This window comes from Andreesenia angusta, from assembly GCF_001855385.1.
Lineage (GTDB): Bacteria > Bacillota > Clostridia > Tissierellales > Gottschalkiaceae > Andreesenia > Andreesenia angusta.
This window is the reverse complement of the sequence record NZ_MKIE01000012.1, coordinates 21,060-40,529: the sequence shown is the minus strand read 5'-3', so window position 1 is coordinate 40,529 and position 19,470 is coordinate 21,060. Positions and strand designations below refer to the sequence as shown.

Below are 19,470 nucleotides of genomic sequence, written 5' to 3'. Positions count from 1 at the left end.
ATGGCCATAAAAGGTCTTGAGCAGGCCGTTGAAAACCTCAGCCGTATCAGCAAAACGGCGGTGCCTGGTGCCGCCGCAATGGCCATTAACCGCGTTGCTTCATCCGCGATATCGCAGTCGGCGTCACAGGTTGCCCGTGAGACAAAGGTACGCCGGAAACTGGTAAAGGAAAGGGCCAGGCTGAAAAGGGCCACGGTCAAAAATCCGCAGGCCAGAATCAAAGTTAACCGGGGGGATTTGCCCGTAATCAAGCTGGGTAATGCGCGGGTTGTCCTTTCGCGCCGCAGGCGTCGTAAAAAGGGGCAGCGTTCATCCCTGAAAGGTGGCGGCAGCGTGCTTGTGGTGGGTAACCGTCGTATTCCCGGCGCGTTTATTCAGCAACTGAAAAATGGCCGGTGGCATGTCATGCAGCGTGTGGCTGGGAAAAACCGTTACCCCATTGATGTGGTGAAAATCCCGATGGCGGTGCCGCTGACCACGGCGTTTAAACAAAATATTGAGCGGATACGGCGTGAACGTCTTCCGAAAGAGCTGGGCTATGCGCTGCAGCATCAACTGAGGATGGTAATAAAGCGATGAAACATACTGAACTCCGTGCAGCCGTACTGGATGCACTGGAGAAGCATGACACCGGGGCGACGTTTTTTGATGGTCGCCCCGCTGTTTTTGATGAGGCGGATTTTCCGGCAGTTGCCGTTTATCTCACCGGCGCTGAATACACGGGCGAAGAGCTGGACAGCGATACCTGGCAGGCGGAGCTGCATATCGAAGTTTTCCTGCCTGCTCAGGTGCCGGATTCAGAGCTGGATGCGTGGATGGAGTCCCGGATTTATCCGGTGATGAGCGATATCCCGGCACTGTCAGATTTGATCACCAGTATGGTGGCCAGCGGCTATGACTACCGGCGCGACGATGATGCGGGCTTGTGGAGTTCAGCCGATCTGACTTATGTCATTACCTATGAAATGTGAGGACGCTATGCCTGTACCAAATCCTACAATGCCGGTGAAAGGTGCCGGGACCACCCTGTGGGTTTATAAGGGGAGCGGTGACCCTTACGCGAATCCGCTTTCAGACGTTGACTGGTCGCGTCTGGCAAAAGTTAAAGACCTGACGCCCGGCGAACTGACCGCTGAGTCCTATGACGACAGCTATCTCGATGATGAAGATGCAGACTGGACTGCGACCGGGCAGGGGCAGAAATCTGCCGGAGATACCAGCTTCACGCTGGCGTGGATGCCCGGAGAGCAGGGGCAGCAGGCGCTGCTGGCGTGGTTTAATGAAGGCGATACCCGTGCCTATAAAATCCGCTTCCCGAACGGCACGGTCGATGTGTTCCGTGGCTGGGTCAGCAGTATCGGTAAGGCGGTGACGGCGAAGGAAGTGATCACCCGCACGGTGAAAGTCACCAATGTGGGACGTCCGTCGATGGCAGAAGATCGCAGCACGGTAACAGCGGCAACCGGCATGACCGTGACGCCTGCCAGCACCTCGGTGGTGAAAGGGCAGAGCACCACGCTGACCGTGGCCTTCCAGCCGGAGGGCGTAACCGACAAGAGCTTTCGTGCGGTGTCTGCGGATAAAACAAAAGCCACCGTGTCGGTCAGTGGTATGACCATCACCGTGAACGGCGTTGCTGCAGGCAAGGTCAACATTCCGGTTGTATCCGGTAATGGTGAGTTTGCTGCGGTTGCAGAAATTACCGTCACCGCCAGTTAATCCGGAGAGTCAGCGATGTTCCTGAAAACCGAATCATTTGAACATAACGGTGTGACCGTCACGCTTTCTGAACTGTCAGCCCTGCAGCGCATTGAGCATCTCGCCCTGATGAAACGGCAGGCAGAACAGGCGGAGTCAGACAGCAACCGGAAGTTTACTGTGGAAGACGCCATCAGAACCGGCGCGTTTCTGGTGGCGATGTCCCTGTGGCATAACCATCCGCAGAAGACGCAGATGCCGTCCATGAATGAAGCCGTTAAACAGATTGAGCAGGAAGTGCTTACCACCTGGCCCACGGAGGCAATTTCTCATGCTGAAAACGTGGTGTACCGGCTGTCTGGTATGTATGAGTTTGTGGTGAATAATGCCCCTGAACAGACAGAGGACGCCGGGCCCGCAGAGCCTGTTTCTGCGGGAAAGTGTTCGACGGTGAGCTGAGTTTTGCCCTGAAACTGGCGCGTGAGATGGGGCGACCCGACTGGCGTGCCATGCTTGCCGGGATGTCATCCACGGAGTATGCCGACTGGCACCGCTTTTACAGTACCCATTATTTTCATGATGTTCTGCTGGATATGCACTTTTCCGGGCTGACGTACACCGTGCTCAGCCTGTTTTTCAGCGATCCGGATATGCATCCGCTGGATTTCAGTCTGCTGAACCGGCGCGAGGCTGACGAAGAGCCTGAAGATGATGTGCTGATGCAGAAAGCGGCAGGGCTTGCCGGAGGTGTCCGCTTTGGCCCGGACGGGAATGAAGTTATCCCCGCTTCCCCGGATGTGGCGGACATGACGGAGGATGACGTAATGCTGATGACAGTATCAGAAGGGATCGCAGGAGGAGTCCGGTATGGCTGAACCGGTAGGCGATCTGGTCGTTGATTTGAGTCTGGATGCGGCCAGATTTGACGAGCAGATGGCCAGAGTCAGGCGTCATTTTTCTGGTACGGAAAGTGATGCGAAAAAAACAGCGGCAGTCGTTGAACAGTCGCTGAGCCGACAGGCGCTGGCTGCACAGAAAGCGGGGATTTCCGTCGGGCAGTATAAAGCCGCCATGCGTATGCTGCCTGCACAGTTCACCGACGTGGCCACGCAGCTTGCAGGCGGGCAAAGTCCGTGGCTGATCCTGCTGCAACAGGGGGGGCAGGTGAAGGACTCCTTCGGCGGGATGATCCCCATGTTCAGGGGGCTTGCCGGTGCGATCACCCTGCCGATGGTGGGGGCCACCTCGCTGGCGGTGGCGACCGGTGCGCTGGCGTATGCCTGGTATCAGGGCAACTCAACCCTGTCCGATTTCAACAAAACGCTGGTCCTTTCCGGCAATCAGGCGGGACTGACGGCAGATCGTATGCTGGTCCTGTCCAGAGCCGGGCAGGCGGCAGGGCTGACGTTTAACCAGACCAGCGAGTCACTCAGCGCACTGGTTAAGGCGGGGGTAAGCGGTGAGGCTCAGATTGCGTCCATCAGCCAGAGTGTGGCGCGTTTCTCCTCTGCATCCGGCGTGGAGGTGGACAAGGTCGCTGAAGCCTTCGGGAAGCTGACCACAGACCCGACGTCGGGGCTGACGGCGATGGCTCGCCAGTTCCATAACGTGTCGGCGGAGCAGATTGCGTATGTTGCTCAGTTGCAGCGTTCCGGCGATGAAGCCGGGGCATTGCAGGCGGCGAACGAGGCCGCAACGAAAGGGTTTGATGACCAGACCCGCCGCCTGAAAGAGAACATGGGCACGCTGGAGACCTGGGCAGACAGGACTGCGCGGGCATTCAAATCCATGTGGGATGCGGTGCTGGATATTGGTCGTCCTGATACCGCGCAGGAGATGCTGATTAAGGCAGAGGCTGCGTATAAGAAAGCAGACGACATCTGGAATCTGCGCAAGGATGATTATTTTGTTAACGATGAAGCGCGGGCGCGTTACTGGGATGATCGTGAAAAGGCCCGTCTTGCGCTTGAAGCCGCCCGAAAGAAGGCTGAGCAGCAGACTCAACAGGACAAAAATGCGCAGCAGCAGAGCGATACCGAAGCGTCACGGCTGAAATATACCGAAGAGGCGCAGAAGGCTTACGAACGGCTGCAGACGCCGCTGGAGAAATATACCGCCCGTCAGGAAGAACTGAACAAGGCACTGAAAGACGGGAAAATCCTGCAGGCGGATTACAACACGCTGATGGCGGCGGCGAAAAAGGATTATGAAGCGACGCTGAAAAAGCCGAAACAGTCCAGCGTGAAGGTGTCTGCGGGCGATCGTCAGGAAGACAGTGCTCATGCTGCCCTGCTGACGCTTCAGGCAGAACTCCGGACGCTGGAGAAGCATGCCGGAGCAAATGAGAAAATCAGCCAGCAGCGCCGGGATTTGTGGAAGGCGGAGAGTCAGTTCGCGGTACTGGAGGAGGCGGCGCAACGTCGCCAGCTGTCTGCACAGGAGAAATCCCTGCTGGCGCATAAAGATGAGACGCTGGAGTACAAACGCCAGCTGGCTGCACTTGGCGACAAGGTTACGTATCAGGAGCGCCTGAACGCGCTGGCGCAGCAGGCGGATAAATTCGCACAGCAGCAACGGGCAAAACGGGCCGCCATTGATGCGAAAAGCCGGGGGCTGACTGACCGGCAGGCAGAACGGGAAGCCACGGAACAGCGCCTGAAGGAACAGTATGGCGATAATCCGCTGGCGCTGAATAACGTCATGTCAGAGCAGAAAAAGACCTGGGCGGCTGAAGACCAGCTTCGCGGGAACTGGATGGCAGGCCTGAAGTCCGGCTGGAGTGAGTGGGAAGAGAGCGCCACGGACAGTATGTCGCAGGTAAAAAGTGCAGCCACGCAGACCTTTGATGGTATTGCACAGAATATGGCGGCGATGCTGACCGGCAGTGAGCAGAACTGGCGCAGCTTCACCCGTTCCGTGCTGTCCATGATGACAGAAATTCTGCTTAAGCAGGCAATGGTGGGGATTGTCGGGAGTATCGGCAGCGCCATTGGCGGGGCTGTTGGTGGCGGCGCATCCGCGTCAGGCGGTACAGCCATTCAGGCCGCTGCGGCGAAATTCCATTTTGCAACCGGAGGATTTACGGGAACCGGCGGCAAATATGAGCCAGCGGGGATTGTTCACCGTGGTGAGTTTGTCTTCACGAAGGAGGCAACCAGCCGGATTGGCGTGGGGAATCTTTACCGGCTGATGCGCGGCTATGCCACCGGCGGTTATGTCGGTACACCGGGCAGCATGGCAGACAGCCGGTCGCAGGCGTCCGGGACGTTTGAGCAGAATAACCATGTGGTGATTAACAACGACGGCACGAACGGGCAGATAGGTCCGGCTGCTCTGAAGGCGGTGTATGACATGGCCCGCAAGGGTGCCCGTGATGAAATTCAGACACAGATGCGTGATGGTGGCCTGTTCTCCGGAGGTGGACGATGAAGACCTTCCGCTGGAAAGTGAAACCCGGTATGGATGTGGCTTCGGTCCCTTCTGTAAGAAAGGTGCGCTTTGGTGATGGCTATTCTCAGCGAGCGCCTGCCGGGCTGAATGCCAACCTGAAAACGTACAGCGTGACGCTTTCTGTCCCCCGTGAGGAGGCCACGGTACTGGAGTCGTTTCTGGAAGAGCACGGGGGCTGGAAATCCTTTCTGTGGACGCCGCCTTATGAGTGGCGGCAGATAAAGGTGACCTGCGCAAAATGGTCGTCGCGGGTCAGTATGCTGCGTGTTGAGTTCAGCGCAGAGTTTGAACAGGTGGTGAACTGATGCAGGATATCCGGCAGGAAACACTGAATGAATGCACCCGTGCGGAGCAGTCGGCCAGCGTGGTGCTCTGGGAAATCGACCTGACAGAGGTCGGTGGAGAACGTTATTTTTTCTGTAATGAGCAGAACGAAAAAGGTGAGCCGGTCACCTGGCAGGGGCGACAGTATCAGCCGTATCCCATTCAGGGGAGCGGTTTTGAACTGAATGGCAAAGGCACCAGTACGCGCCCCACGCTGACGGTTTCTAACCTGTACGGTATGGTCACCGGGATGGCGGAAGATATGCAGAGTCTGGTCGGCGGAACGGTGGTCCGGCGTAAGGTTTACGCCCGTTTTCTGGATGCGGTGAACTTCGTCAACGGAAACAGTTACGCCGATCCGGAGCAGGAGGTGATCAGCCGCTGGCGCATTGAGCAGTGCAGCGAACTGAGCGCGGTGAGTGCCTCCTTTGTACTGTCCACGCCGACGGAAACGGATGGCGCTGTTTTTCCGGGACGTATCATGCTGGCCAACACCTGCACCTGGACCTATCGCGGTGACGAGTGCGGTTATAGCGGTCCGGCTGTCGCGGATGAATATGACCAGCCAACGTCCGATATCACGAAGGATAAATGCAGCAAATGCCTGAGCGGTTGTAAGTTCCGCAATAACGTCGGCAACTTTGGCGGCTTCCTTTCCATTAACAAACTTTCGCAGTAAATCCCATGACACAGACAGAATCAGCGATTCTGGCGCACGCCCGGCGATGTGCGCCAGCGGAGTCGTGCGGCTTCGTGGTAAGCACGCCGGAGGGGGAAAGATATTTCCCCTGCGTGAATATCTCCGGTGAGCCGGAGGCGTATTTCCGTATGTCGCCGGAAGACTGGCTGCAGGCAGAAATGCAGGGTGAGATTGTGGCGCTGGTCCACAGCCACCCCGGTGGTCTGCCCTGGCTGAGTGAGGCCGACCGGCGGCTGCAGGTGCAGAGTGATTTGCCGTGGTGGCTGGTCTGCCGGGGGACGATTCATAAGTTCCGCTGTGTGCCGCATCTCACCGGGCGGCGCTTTGAGCACGGTGTGACGGACTGTTACACACTGTTCCGGGATGCTTATCATCTGGCGGGGATTGAGATGCCGGACTTTCATCGTGAGGATGACTGGTGGCGTAACGGCCAGAATCTCTATCTGGATAATCTGGAGGCGACGGGGCTGTATCAGGTGCCGTTGTCAGCGGCACAGCCGGGCGATGTGCTGCTGTGCTGTTTTGGTTCATCAGTGCCGAATCACGCCGCAATTTACTGCGGCGACGGCGAGCTGCTGCACCATATTCCTGAACAACTGAGCAAACGAGAGAGGTACACCGACAAATGGCAGCGACGCACACACTCCCTCTGGCGTCACCGGGCATGGCGCGCATCTGCCTTTACGGGGATTTACAACGATTTGGTCGCCGCATCGACCTTCGTGTGAAAACGGGGGCTGAAGCCATCCGGGCACTGGCCACACAGCTCCCGGCGTTTCGTCAGAAACTGAGCGACGGCTGGTATCAGGTACGGATTGCCGGGCGGGACGTCAGCACGTCCGGGTTAACGGCGCAGTTACATGAGACTCTGCCTGATGGCGCTGTAATTCATATTGTTCCCAGAGTCGCCGGGGCCAAGTCAGGTGGCGTATTCCAGATTGTCCTGGGGGCTGCCGCCATTGCCGGATCATTCTTTACCGCCGGAGCCACCCTTGCAGCATGGGGGGCAGCCATTGGGGCCGGTGGTATGACCGGCATCCTGTTTTCTCTCGGTGCCAGTATGGTGCTCGGTGGTGTGGCGCAGATGCTGGCACCGAAAGCCAGAACTCCCCGTATACAGACAACGGATAACGGTAAGCAGAACACCTATTTCTCCTCACTGGATAACATGGTTGCCCAGGGCAATGTTCTGCCTGTTCTGTACGGGGAAATGCGCGTGGGGTCACGCGTGGTTTCTCAGGAGATCAGCACGGCAGACGAAGGGGACGGTGGTCAGGTTGTGGTGATTGGTCGCTGATGCAAAATGTTTTATGTGAAACCGCCTGCGGGCGGTTTTGTCATTTATGGAGCGTGAGGAATGGGTAAAGGAAGCAGTAAGGGGCATACCCCGCGCGAAGCGAAGGACAACCTGAAGTCCACGCAGTTGCTGAGTGTGATCGATGCCATCAGCGAAGGGCCGATTGAAGGTCCGGTGGATGGCTTAAAAAGCGTGCTGCTGAACAGTACGCCGGTGCTGGACACTGAGGGGAATACCAACATATCCGGTGTCACGGTGGTGTTCCGGGCTGGTGAGCAGGAGCAGACTCCGCCGGAGGGATTTGAATCCTCCGGCTCCGAGACGGTGCTGGGTACGGAAGTGAAATATGACACGCCGATCACCCGCACCATTACGTCTGCAAACATCGACCGTCTGCGCTTTACCTTCGGTGTACAGGCACTGGTGGAAACCACCTCAAAGGGTGACAGGAATCCGTCGGAAGTCCGCCTGCTGGTTCAGATACAACGTAACGGTGGCTGGGTGACGGAAAAAGACATCACCATTAAGGGCAAAACCACCTCGCAGTATCTGGCCTCGGTGGTGATGGGTAACCTGCCGCCGCGCCCGTTTAATATCCGGATGCGCAGGATGACGCCGGACAGCACCACAGACCAGCTGCAGAACAAAACGCTCTGGTCGTCATACACTGAAATCATCGATGTGAAACAGTGCTACCCGAACACGGCACTGGTCGGCGTGCAGGTGGACTCGGAGCAGTTCGGCAGCCAGCAGGTGAGCCGTAATTATCATCTGCGCGGGCGTATTCTGCAGGTGCCGTCGAACTATAACCCGCAGACGCGGCAATACAGCGGTATCTGGGACGGAACGTTTAAACCGGCATACAGCAACAACATGGCCTGGTGTCTGTGGGATATGCTGACCCATCCGCGCTACGGCATGGGGAAACGTCTTGGTGCGGCGGATGTGGATAAATGGGCGCTGTATGTCATCGGCCAGTACTGCGACCAGTCAGTGCCGGACGGCTTTGGCGGCACGGAGCCGCGCATCACCTGTAATGCGTACCTGACCACACAGCGTAAGGCGTGGGATGTGCTCAGCGATTTCTGCTCGGCGATGCGCTGTATGCCGGTATGGAACGGGCAGACGCTGACGTTCGTGCAGGACCGACCGTCGGATAAGACGTGGACCTATAACCGCAGTAATGTGGTGATGCCGGATGATGGCGCGCCGTTCCGCTACAGCTTCAGCGCCCTGAAGGACCGCCATAATGCCGTTGAGGTGAACTGGATTGACCCGAACAACGGCTGGGAGACGGCGACAGAGCTTGTTGAAGATACGCAGGCCATTGCCCGTTACGGTCGTAATGTTACGAAGATGGATGCCTTTGGCTGTACCAGCCGGGGGCAGGCACACCGCGCCGGGCTGTGGCTGATTAAAACAGAACTGCTGGAAACGCAGACCGTGGATTTCAGCGTCGGCGCAGAAGGGCTTCGCCATGTACCGGGCGATGTTATTGAAATCTGCGATGATGACTATGCCGGTATCAGCACCGGTGGTCGTGTGCTGGCGGTGAACAGCCAGACCCGGACGCTGACGCTCGACCGTGAAATCACGCTGCCATCCTCCGGTACCGCGCTGATAAGCCTGGTTGACGGAAGTGGCAATCCGGTCAGCGTGGAGGTTCAGTCCGTCACCGACGGCGTGAAGGTAAAAGTGAGCCGTGTTCCTGACGGTGTTGCTGAATACAGCGTATGGGAGCTGAAGCTGCCGACGCTGCGCCAGCGACTGTTCCGCTGCGTGAGTATCCGTGAGAACGACGACGGCACGTATGCCATCACCGCCGTGCAGCATGTGCCGGAAAAAGAGGCCATCGTGGATAACGGGGCGCACTTTGACGGCGAACAGAGTGGCACGGTGAATGGTGTCACGCCGCCAGCGGTGCAGCACCTGACCGCAGAAGTCACTGCAGACAGCGGGGAATATCAGGTGCTGGCGCGATGGGACACACCGAAGGTGGTGAAGGGCGTGAGTTTCCTGCTCCGTCTGACCGTAACAGCGGACGACGGCAGTGAGCGGCTGGTCAGCACGGCCCGGACGACGGAAACCACATACCGCTTCACGCAACTGGCGCTGGGGAACTACAGGCTGACAGTCCGGGCGGTAAATGCGTGGGGGCAGCAGGGCGATCCGGCGTCGGTATCGTTCCGGATTGCCGCACCGGCAGCACCGTCGAGGATTGAGCTGACGCCGGGCTATTTTCAGATAACCGCCACGCCGCATCTTGCCGTTTATGACCCGACGGTACAGTTTGAGTTCTGGTTCTCGGAAAAGCAGATTGCGGATATCAGACAGGTTGAAACCAGCACGCGTTATCTTGGTACGGCGCTGTACTGGATAGCCGCCAGTATCAATATCAAACCGGGCCATGATTATTACTTTTATATCCGCAGTGTGAACACCGTTGGCAAATCGGCATTCGTGGAGGCCGTCGGTCGGGCGAGCGATGATGCGGAAGGTTACCTGGATTTTTTCAAAGGCAAGATAACCGAATCCCATCTCGGCAAGGAGCTGCTGGAAAAAGTCGAGCTGACGGAGGATAACGCCAGCAGACTGGAGGAGTTTTCGAAAGAGTGGAAGGATGCCAGTGATAAGTGGAATGCCATGTGGGCTGTCAAAATTGAGCAGACCAAAGACGGCAAACATTATGTCGCGGGTATTGGCCTCAGCATGGAGGACACGGAGGAAGGCAAACTGAGCCAGTTTCTGGTTGCCGCCAATCGTATCGCATTTATTGACCCGGCAAACGGGAATGAAACGCCGATGTTTGTGGCGCAGGGCAACCAGATATTCATGAACGACGTGTTCCTGAAGCGCCTGACGGCCCCCACCATTACCAGCGGCGGCAATCCTCCGGCCTTTTCCCTGACACCGGACGGAAAGCTGACCGCTAAAAATGCGGATATCAGTGGCAGTGTGAATGCGAACTCCGGGACGCTCAGTAATGTGACGATAGCTGAAAACTGTACGATAAACGGTACGCTGAGGGCGGAAAAAATCGTCGGGGACATTGTAAAGGCGGCGAGCGCGGCTTTTCCGCGCCAGCGTGAAAGCAGTGTGGACTGGCCGTCAGGTACCCGTACTGTCACCGTGACCGATGACCATCCTTTTGATCGCCAGATAGTGGTGCTTCCGCTGACGTTTCGCGGAAGTAAGCGTACTGTCAGCGGCAGGACAACGTATTCGATGTGTTATCTGAAAGTACTGATGAACGGTGCGGTGATTTATGATGGCGCGGCGAACGAGGCGGTACAGGTGTTCTCCCGTATTGTTGACATGCCAGCGGGTCGGGGAAACGTGATCCTGACGTTCACGCTTACGTCCACACGGCATTCGGCAGATATTCCGCCGTATACGTTTGCCAGCGATGTGCAGGTTATGGTGATTAAGAAACAGGCGCTGGGCATCAGCGTGGTCTGAGTGTGTTACAGAGGTTCGTCCGGGAACGGGCGTTTTATTATAAAACAGTGAGAGGTGAACGATGCGTAATGTGTGTATTGCCGTTGCTGTCTTTGCCGCACTTGCGGTGACAGTCACTCCGGCCCGTGCGGAAGGTGGACATGGTACGTTTACGGTGGGCTATTTTCAAGTGAAACCGGGTACATTGCCGTCGTTGTCGGGCGGGGATACCGGTGTGAGTCATCTGAAAGGGATTAACGTGAAGTACCGTTATGAGCTGACGGACAGTGTGGGGGTGATGGCTTCCCTGGGGTTCGCCGCGTCGAAAAAGAGCAGCACAGTGATGACCGGGGAGGATACGTTTCACTATGAGAGCCTGCGTGGACGTTATGTGAGCGTGATGGCCGGACCGGTTTTACAAATCAGTAAGCAGGTCAGTGCGTACGCCATGGCCGGAGTGGCTCACAGTCGGTGGTCCGGCAGTACAATGGATTACCGTAAGACGGAAATCACTCCCGGGTATATGAAAGAGACGACCACTGCCAGGGACGAAAGTGCAATGCGGCATACCTCAGTGGCGTGGAGTGCAGGTATACAGATTAATCCGGCAGCGTCCGTCGTTGTTGATATTGCTTATGAAGGCTCCGGCAGTGGCGACTGGCGTACTGACGGATTCATCGTTGGGGTCGGTTATAAATTCTGATTAGCCAGGTAACACAGTGTTATGACAGCCCGCCGGAACCGGTGGGCTTTTTTGTGGGGTGAATATGGCAGTAAAGATTTCAGGAGTCCTGAAAGACGGCACAGGAAAACCGGTACAGAACTGCACCATTCAGCTGAAAGCCAGACGTAACAGCACCACGGTGGTGGTGAACACGGTGGGCTCAGAGAATCCGGATGAAGCCGGGCGTTACAGCATGGATGTGGAGTACGGTCAGTACAGTGTCATCCTGCAGGTTGACGGTTTTCCACCATCGCACGCCGGGACCATCACCGTGTATGAAGATTCACAACCGGGGACGCTGAATGATTTTCTCTGTGCCATGACGGAGGATGATGCCCGGCCGGAGGTGCTGCGTCGTCTTGAACTGATGGTGGAAGAGGTGGCGCGTAACGCGTCCGTGGTGGCACAGAGTACGGCAGACGCGAAGAAATCAGCCGGCGATGCCAGTGCATCAGCTGCTCAGGTCGCGGCCCTTGTGACTGATGCAACTGACTCAGCACGCGCCGCCAGCACGTCCGCCGGACAGGCTGCATCGTCAGCTCAGGAAGCGTCCTCCGGCGCAGAAGCGGCATCAGCAAAGGCCACTGAAGCGGAAAAAAGTGCCGCAGCCGCAGAGTCCTCAAAAAACGCGGCGGCCACCAGTGCCGGTGCGGCGAAAACGTCAGAAACGAATGCTGCAGCGTCACAACAATCAGCCGCCACGTCTGCCTCCACCGCGGCCACGAAAGCGTCAGAGGCCGCCACTTCAGCACGAGATGCGGTGGCCTCAAAAGAGGCAGCAAAATCATCAGAAACGAACGCATCATCAAGTGCCGGTCGTGCAGCTTCCTCGGCAACGGCGGCAGAAAATTCTGCCAGGGCGGCAAAAACGTCCGAGACGAATGCCAGGTCATCTGAAACAGCAGCGGAACGGAGCGCCTCTGCCGCGGCAGACGCAAAAACAGCGGCGGCGGGGAGTGCGTCAACGGCATCCACGAAGGCGACAGAGGCTGCGGGAAGTGCGGTATCAGCATCGCAGAGCAAAAGTGCGGCAGAAGCGGCGGCAATACGTGCAAAAAATTCGGCAAAACGTGCAGAAGATATAGCTTCAGCTGTCGCGCTTGAGGATGCGGACACAACGAGAAAGGGGATAGTGCAGCTCAGCAGTGCAACCAACAGCACGTCTGAAACGCTTGCTGCAACGCCAAAGGCGGTTAAGGTGGTAATGGATGAAACGAACAGAAAAGCCCACTGGACAGTCCGGCACTGACCGGAACGCCAACAGCACCAACCGCGCTCAGGGGAACAAACAATACCCAGATTGCGAACACCGCTTTTGTACTGGCCGCGATTGCAGATGTTATCGACGCGTCACCTGACGCACTGAATACGCTGAATGAACTGGCCGCAGCGCTCGGGAATGATCCAGATTTTGCTACCACCATGACTAACGCGCTTGCGGGTAAACAACCGAAGAATGCGACACTGACGGCGCTGGCAGGGCTTTCCACGGCGAAAAATAAATTACCGTATTTTGCGGAAAATGATGCCGCCAGCCTGACTGAACTGACTCAGGTTGGCAGGGATATTCTGGCAAAAAATTCCGTTGCAGATGTTCTTGAATACCTTGGGGCCGGTGAGAATTCGGCCTTTCCGGCAGGTGCGCCGATCCCGTGGCCATCAGATATCGTTCCGTCTGGCTACGTCCTGATGCAGGGGCAGGCGTTTGACAAATCAGCCTACCCAAAACTTGCTGTCGCGTATCCATCGGGTGTGCTTCCTGATATGCGAGGCTGGACAATCAAGGGGAAACCCGCCAGCGGTCGTGCTGTATTGTCTCAGGAACAGGATGGAATTAAGTCGCACACCCACAGTGCCAGTGCATCCGGTACGGATTTGGGGACGAAAACCACATCGTCGTTTGATTACGGGACGAAAACAACAGGCAGTTTCGATTACGGCACCAAATCGACGAATAACACGGGGGCTCATGCTCACAGTCTGAGCGGTTCAACAGGGGCCGCGGGTGCTCATGCCCACACAAGTGGTTTAAGGATGAACAGTTCTGGCTGGAGTCAGTATGGAACAGCAACCATTACAGGAAGTTTATCCACAGTTAAAGGAACCAGCACACAGGGTATTGCTTATTTATCGAAAACGGACAGTCAGGGCAGCCACAGTCACTCATTGTCCGGTACAGCCGTGAGTGCCGGTGCACATGCGCATACAGTTGGTATTGGTGCGCACCAGCATCCGGTTGTTATCGGTGCTCATGCCCATTCTTTCAGTATTGGTTCACACGGACACACCATCACCGTTAACGCTGCGGGTAACGCGGAAAACACCGTCAAAAACATTGCATTTAACTATATTGTGAGGCTTGCATAATGGCATTCAGAATGAGTGAACAACCACGGACCATAAAAATTTATAATCTGCTGGCCGGAACTAATGAATTTATTGGTGAAGGTGACGCATATATTCCGCCTCATACCGGTCTGCCTGCAAACAGTACCGATATTGCACCGCCAGATATTCCGGCTGGCTTTGTGGCTGTTTTCAACAGTGATGAGGCATCGTGGCATCTCGTTGAAGACCATCGGGGTAAAACCGTCTATGACGTGGCTTCCGGCGACGCGTTATTTATTTCTGAACTCGGTCCGTTACCGGAAAATTTTACCTGGTTATCGCCGGGAGGGGAATATCAGAAGTGGAACGGCACAGCCTGGGTGAAGGATACGGAAGCAGAAAAACTGTTCCGGATCCGGGAGGCGGAAGAAACAAAAAAAAGCCTGATGCAGGTAGCCAGTGAGCATATTGCGCCGCTTCAGGATGCTGCAGATCTGGAAATTGCAACGAAGGAAGAAACCTCGTTGCTGGAAGCCTGGAAGAAGTATCGGGTGTTGCTGAACCGTGTTGATACATCAACTGCACCTGATATTGAGTGGCCTGCTGTCCCTGTTATGGAGTAATCGTTTTGTGATATGCCGCAGAAACGTTGTATGAAATAACGTTCTGCGGTTAGTTAGTATATTGTAAAGCTGAGTATTGGTTTATTTGGCGATTATTATCTTCAGGAGAATAATGGAAGTTCTATGACTCAATTGTTCATAGTGTTTACATCACCGCCAATTGCTTTTAAGACTGAACGCATGAAATATGGTTTTTCGTCATGTTTTGAGTCTGCTGTTGATATTTCTAAAGTCGGTTTTTTTTCTTCGTTTTCTCTAACTATTTTCCATGAAATACATTTTTGATTATTATTTGAATCAATTCCAATTACCTGAAGTCTTTCATCTATAATTGGCATTGTATGTATTGGTTTATTGGAGTAGATGCTTGCTTTTCTGAGCCATAGCTCTGATATCCAAATGAAGCCATAGGCATTTGTTATTTTGGCTCTGTCAGCTGCATAACGCCAAAAAATATATTTATCTGCTTGATCTTCAAATGTTGTATTGATTAAATCAATTGGATGGAATTGTTTATCATAAAAAATTAATGTTTGAATGTGATAACCGTCCTTTAAAAAAGTCGTTTCTGCAAGCTTGGCTGTATAGTCAACTAACTCTTCTGTCGAAGTGATATTTTTAGGCTTATCTACCAGTTTTAGACGCTCTTTAATATCTTCAGGAATTATTTTATTGTCATATTGTATCATGCTAAATGACAATTTGCTTATGGAGTAATCTTTTAATTTTAAATAAGTTATTCTCCTGGCTTCATCAAATAAAGAGTCGAATGATGTTGGCGAAATCACATCGTCACCCATTGGATTGTTTATTTGTATGCCAAGAGAGTTACAGCAGTTATACATTCTGCCATAGATTATAGCTAAGGCATGTAATAATTCGTAATCTTTTAGCGTATTAGCGACCCATCGTCTTTCTGATTTAATAATAGATGATTCAGTTAAATATGAAGGTAATTTCTTTTGTGCAAGTCTGACTAACTTTTTTATACCAATGTTTAACATACTTTCATTTGTAATAAACTCAATGTCATTTTCTTCAATGTAAGATGAAATAAGAGTAGCCTTTGCCTCGCTATACATTTCTAAATCGCCTTGTTTTTCTATCGTATTGCGAGAATTTTTAGCCCAAGCCATTAATGGATCATTTTTCCATTTTTCAATAACATTATTGTTATACCAAATGTCATATCCTATAATCTGGTTTTTGTTTTTTTGAATAATAAATGTTACTGTTCTTGCGGTTTGGAGGAATTGATTCAAATTCAAGCGAAATAATTCAGGGTCAAAATATGTATCAATGCAGCATTTGAGCAAGTGCGATAAATCTTTAAGTCTTCTTTCCCATGGTTTTTTAGTCATAAAACTCTCCATTTTGATAGGTTGCATGCTAGATGCTGATATATTTTAGAGGTGATAAAATTAACTGCTTAACTGTCAATGTAATACAAGTTGTTTGATCTTTGCAATGATTCTTATCAGAAACCATATAGTAAATTAGTTACACAGGAAATTTTTAATATTATTATTATCATTCATTATGTATTAAAATTAGAGTTGTGGCTTGGCTCTGCTAACACGTTGCTCATAGGAGATATGGTAGAGCCGCAGACACGTCGTATGCAGGAACGTGCTGCGGCTGGCTGGTGAACTTCCGATAGTGCGGGTGTTGAATGATTTCCAGTTGCTACCGATTTTACATATTTTTTGCATGAGAGAATTTGTACCACCTCCCACCGACCATCTATGACTGTACGCCACTGTCCCTAGGACTGCTATGTGCCGGAGCGGACATTACAAACGTCCTTCTCGGTGCATGCCACTGTTGCCAATGACCTGCCTAGGAATTGGTTAGCAAGTTACTACCGGATTTTGTAAAAACAGCCCTCCTCATATAAAAAGTATTCGTTCACTTCCGATAAGCGTCGTAATTTTCTATCTTTCATCATATTCTAGATCCCTCTGAAAAAATCTTCCGAGTTTGCTAGGCACTGATACATAACTCTTTTCCAATAATTGGGGAAGTCATTCAAATCTATAATAGGTTTCAGATTTGCTTCAATAAATTCTGACTGTAGCTGCTGAAACGTTGCGGTTGAACTATATTTCCTTATAACTTTTACGAAAGAGTTTCTTTGAGTAATCACTTCACTCAAGTGCTTCCCTGCCTCCAAACGATACCTGTTAGCAATATTTAATAGCTTGAAATGATGAAGAGCTCTGTGTTTGTCTTCCTGCCTCCAGTTCGCCGGGCATTCAACATAAAAACTGATAGCACCCGGAGTTCCGGAAACGAAATTTGCATATACCCATTGCTCACGAAAAAAAATGTCCTTGTCGATATAGGGATGAATCGCTTGGTGTACCTCATCTACTGCGAAAACTTGACCTTTCTCTCCCATATTGCAGTCGCGGCACGATGGAACTAAATTAATAGGCATCACCGAAAATTCAGGATAATGTGCAATAGGAAGAAAATGATCTATATTTTTTGTCTGTCCTATATCACCACAAAATGGACATTTTTCACCTGATGAAACAAGCATGTCATCGTAATATGTTCTAGCGGGTTTGTTTTTATCTCGGAGATTATTTTCATAAAGCTTTTCTAATTTAACCTTTGTCAGGTTACCAACTACTAAGGTTGTAGGCTCAAGAGGGTGTGTCCTGTCGTAGGTAAATAACTGACCTGTCGAGCTTAATATTCTATATTGTTGTTCTTTCTGCAAAAAAGTGGGGAAGTGAGTAATGAAATTATTTCTAACATTTATCTGCATCATACCTTCCGAGCATTTATTAAGCATTTCGCTATAAGTTCTCGCTGGAAGAGGTAGTTTTTTCATTGTACTTTACCTTCATCTCTGTTCATTATCATCGCTTTTAAAACGGTTCGACCTTCTAATCCTATCTGACCATTATAATTTTTTAGAATGGTTTCATAAGAAAGCTCTGAATCAACGGACTGCGATAATAAGTGGTGGTATCCAGAATTTGTCACTTCAAGTAAAAACACCTCACGAGTTAAAACACCTAAGTTCTCACCGAATGTCTCAATATCCGGACGGATAATATTTATTGCTTCTCTTGACCGTAGGACTTTCCACATGCAGGATTTTGGAACCTCTTGCAGTACTACTGGGGAATGAGTTGCAATTATTGCTACACCATTGCGTGCATCGAGTAAGTCGCTTAATGTTCGTAAAAAAGCAGAGAGCAAAGGTGGATGCAGATGAACCTCTGGTTCATCGAATAAAACTAATGACTTTTCGCCAACGACATCTACTAATCTTGTGATAGTAAATAAAACAATTGCATGTCCAGAGCTCATTCGAAGCAGATATTTCTGGATATTGTCATAAAACAATTTAGTGAATTTATCATCGTCCACTTGAATCTGTGGTTCATTACGTCTTAACTCTTCATATTTAGAAATGAGGCTGATGAGTTCCATATTTGAAAAGTTTTCATCACTACTTAGTTTTTTGATAGCTTCAAGCCAGAGTTGTCTTTTTCTATCTACTCTCATACAACCAATAAATGCTGAAATGAATTCTAAGCGGAGATCGCCTAGTGATTTTAAACTATTGCTGGCAGCATTCTTGAGTCCAATATAAAAGTATTGTGTACCTTTTGCTGGGTCAGGTTGTTCTTTAGGAGGAGTAAAAGGATCAAATGCACTAAACGAAACTGAAACAAGCGATCGAAAATATCCCTTTGGGATTCTTGACTCGATAAGTCTATTATTTTCAGAGAAAAAATATTCATTGTTTTCTGGGTTGGTGATTGCACCAATCATTCCATTCAAAATTGTTGTTTTACCACACCCATTCCGCCCGATAAAAGCATGAATGTTCGTGCTGGGCATAGAATTAACCGTCACCTCAAAAGGTATAGTTAAATCACTGAATCCGGGAGCACTTTTTCTATTAAATGAAAAGTGGAAATCTGACAATTCTGGCAAACCATTTAACACACGTGCGAACTGTCCATGAATTTCTGAAAGAGTTACCCCTCTAAGTAATGAGGTGTTAAGGACGCTTTCATTTTCAATGTCGGCTAATCGATTTGGCCATACTACTAAATCCTGAATAGCTTTAAGAAGGTTATGTTTAAAACCATCGCTTAATTTGCTGAGATTAACATAGTAGTCAATGCTTTCACCTAAGGAAAAAAACATTTCAGGGAGTTGACTGAATTTTTTATCTATTAATGAATAAGTGCTTACTTCTTCTTTTTGACCTACAAAACCAATTTTAACATTTCCGATATCGCATTTTTCACCATGCTCATCAAAGACAGTAAGATAAAACATTGTAACAAAGGAATAGTCATTCCAACCATCTGCTCGTAGGAATGCCTTATTTTTTTCTACTGCAGGAATATACCCGCCTCTTTCAATAACACTAAACTCCAACATATAGTAACCCTTAATTTTATTAAAATAACCGCAATTTATTTGGCGGCAACACAGGATCTCTCTTTTAAGTTACTCTCTATTACATACGTTTTCCATCTAAAAATTAGTAGTATTGAACTTAACGGGGCATCGTATTGTAGTTTTCCATATTTAGCTTTCTGCTTCCTTTTGGATAACCCACTGTTATTCATGTTGCATGGTGCACTGTTTATACCAACGATATAGTCTATTAATGCATATATAGTATCGCCGAACGATTAGCTCTTCAGGCTTCTGAAGAAGCGTTTCAAGTACTAATAAGCCGATAGATAGCCACGGACTTCGTAGCCATTTTTCATAAGTGTTAACTTCCGCTCCTCGCTCATAACAGACATTCACTACAGTTATGGCGGAAAGGTATGCATGCTGGGTGTGGGGAAGTCGTGAAAGAAAAGAAGTCAGCTGCGTCGTTTGACATCACTGCTATCTTCTT

Annotated in this window: 18 protein-coding genes; 15 read left to right on the top strand and 3 right to left on the bottom strand. The window is 51.4% G+C overall.

All coding sequences use genetic code 11. The annotated features are described in order from the left end of the window. The 15 genes from EUAN_RS10590 (at position 1) to EUAN_RS10520 (ending at position 14,582) form a co-directional block, all read left to right on the top strand. Positions 1-579, top strand: coding sequence for a phage tail protein (locus tag EUAN_RS10590; RefSeq protein ID WP_000975070.1), 579 nt, complete (start codon positions 1-3; stop codon positions 577-579). After that, positions 576-971: a phage minor tail U family protein gene (locus tag EUAN_RS10585; RefSeq protein WP_000683105.1), complete on the top strand. Its 396-nt coding sequence runs from the start codon at positions 576-578 to the stop codon at positions 969-971. The genes EUAN_RS10590 and EUAN_RS10585 overlap by 4 nt, the downstream gene beginning before the upstream one ends. Before the next feature lie 28 nt (positions 972-999). Continuing rightward, a complete protein-coding gene (locus EUAN_RS10580) occupies positions 1,000-1,719 on the top strand; it encodes a phage tail protein (RefSeq protein WP_001297108.1) in 720 nt (239 codons plus the stop codon). A 15-nt stretch (positions 1,720-1,734) separates the two neighbouring features. Further along, entirely contained in the window at positions 1,735-2,157 is a 423-nt protein-coding gene (gpG, locus tag EUAN_RS10575; protein ID WP_000479153.1) for a phage tail assembly chaperone G, read from the top strand. Continuing rightward, positions 2,139-2,573 (top strand): phage tail assembly protein T, encoded by a 435-nt coding sequence (locus tag EUAN_RS10570; protein ID WP_000459457.1) that lies wholly within the window; start codon positions 2,139-2,141, stop codon positions 2,571-2,573. The genes gpG and EUAN_RS10570 overlap by 19 nt, the downstream gene beginning before the upstream one ends. Then, complete coding sequence (locus EUAN_RS10565) at positions 2,566-5,127, top strand: phage tail tape measure protein (RefSeq protein ID WP_000840207.1); 2,562 nt, start codon at positions 2,566-2,568, stop codon at positions 5,125-5,127. Before EUAN_RS10570 ends, EUAN_RS10565 begins: the two co-directional genes overlap by 8 nt. Further along, positions 5,124-5,453, top strand: a complete 330-nt coding sequence (locus tag EUAN_RS10560) for a phage tail protein (protein ID WP_000847379.1) — start codon at positions 5,124-5,126, stop codon at positions 5,451-5,453. The genes EUAN_RS10565 and EUAN_RS10560 overlap by 4 nt, the downstream gene beginning before the upstream one ends. Next, on the top strand, positions 5,453-6,151 hold the full coding sequence (locus EUAN_RS10555) for a phage minor tail protein L (protein ID WP_001152639.1): 699 nt from the start codon (positions 5,453-5,455) through the stop codon (positions 6,149-6,151). The genes EUAN_RS10560 and EUAN_RS10555 overlap by 1 nt, the downstream gene beginning before the upstream one ends. A 5-nt stretch (positions 6,152-6,156) precedes the next feature. Next, positions 6,157-6,900 (top strand): C40 family peptidase, encoded by a 744-nt coding sequence (locus tag EUAN_RS10550; RefSeq protein ID WP_000194780.1) that lies wholly within the window; start codon positions 6,157-6,159, stop codon positions 6,898-6,900. Further along, positions 6,897-7,469 carry a tail assembly protein gene (locus EUAN_RS10545; RefSeq protein WP_001407644.1) on the top strand — a complete coding sequence of 191 codons (573 nt, stop codon included), beginning with the start codon at positions 6,897-6,899 and terminating at the stop codon, positions 7,467-7,469. The genes EUAN_RS10550 and EUAN_RS10545 overlap by 4 nt, the downstream gene beginning before the upstream one ends. A 60-nt stretch (positions 7,470-7,529) precedes the next feature. Next, positions 7,530-10,928 (top strand): phage attachment tail tip protein J, encoded by a 3,399-nt coding sequence (gpJ, locus tag EUAN_RS10540; RefSeq protein WP_000515495.1) that lies wholly within the window; start codon positions 7,530-7,532, stop codon positions 10,926-10,928. A gap of 61 nt (positions 10,929-10,989) precedes the next feature. Next, on the top strand, positions 10,990-11,610 hold the full coding sequence (gene lom, locus EUAN_RS10535; protein WP_001246632.1) for an outer membrane beta-barrel protein Lom: 621 nt from the start codon (positions 10,990-10,992) through the stop codon (positions 11,608-11,610). Between the two features lie 64 nt (positions 11,611-11,674). Beyond that, entirely contained in the window at positions 11,675-12,880 is a 1,206-nt protein-coding gene (locus tag EUAN_RS13090; RefSeq protein WP_015979255.1) for a prophage tail fiber N-terminal domain-containing protein, read from the top strand. A gap of 173 nt (positions 12,881-13,053) precedes the next feature. After that, positions 13,054-13,998 carry a phage tail protein gene (locus EUAN_RS10525; protein WP_015979257.1) on the top strand — a complete coding sequence of 315 codons (945 nt, stop codon included), beginning with the start codon at positions 13,054-13,056 and terminating at the stop codon, positions 13,996-13,998. Further along, a complete protein-coding gene (locus tag EUAN_RS10520; protein ID WP_015979258.1) occupies positions 13,998-14,582 on the top strand; it encodes a tail fiber assembly protein in 585 nt (194 codons plus the stop codon). Before EUAN_RS10525 ends, EUAN_RS10520 begins: the two co-directional genes overlap by 1 nt. 128 nt (positions 14,583-14,710) lie before the next feature. Here EUAN_RS10520 and EUAN_RS10515 read toward each other — a convergent pair whose 3' ends face one another. The 3 genes from EUAN_RS10515 to EUAN_RS10505 form a co-directional block, all read right to left on the bottom strand. Continuing rightward, entirely contained in the window at positions 14,711-15,943 is a 1,233-nt protein-coding gene (locus EUAN_RS10515; RefSeq protein ID WP_000162952.1) for a hypothetical protein, read from the bottom strand. Positions 15,944-16,533: 590 nt separating this feature from the next. Continuing rightward, positions 16,534-17,424: an HNH endonuclease signature motif containing protein gene (locus tag EUAN_RS10510; protein ID WP_000735931.1), complete on the bottom strand. Its 891-nt coding sequence runs from the start codon at positions 17,422-17,424 to the stop codon at positions 16,534-16,536. Beyond that, the gene (locus tag EUAN_RS10505; RefSeq protein ID WP_015979259.1) at positions 17,421-18,998 is read right to left on the bottom strand and encodes an AAA family ATPase; all 1,578 of its coding nucleotides are present in this window, start codon (positions 18,996-18,998) and stop codon (positions 17,421-17,423) included. Before EUAN_RS10505 ends, EUAN_RS10510 begins: the two co-directional genes overlap by 4 nt. Between the last annotated feature and the right edge of the window lie 472 nt (positions 18,999-19,470).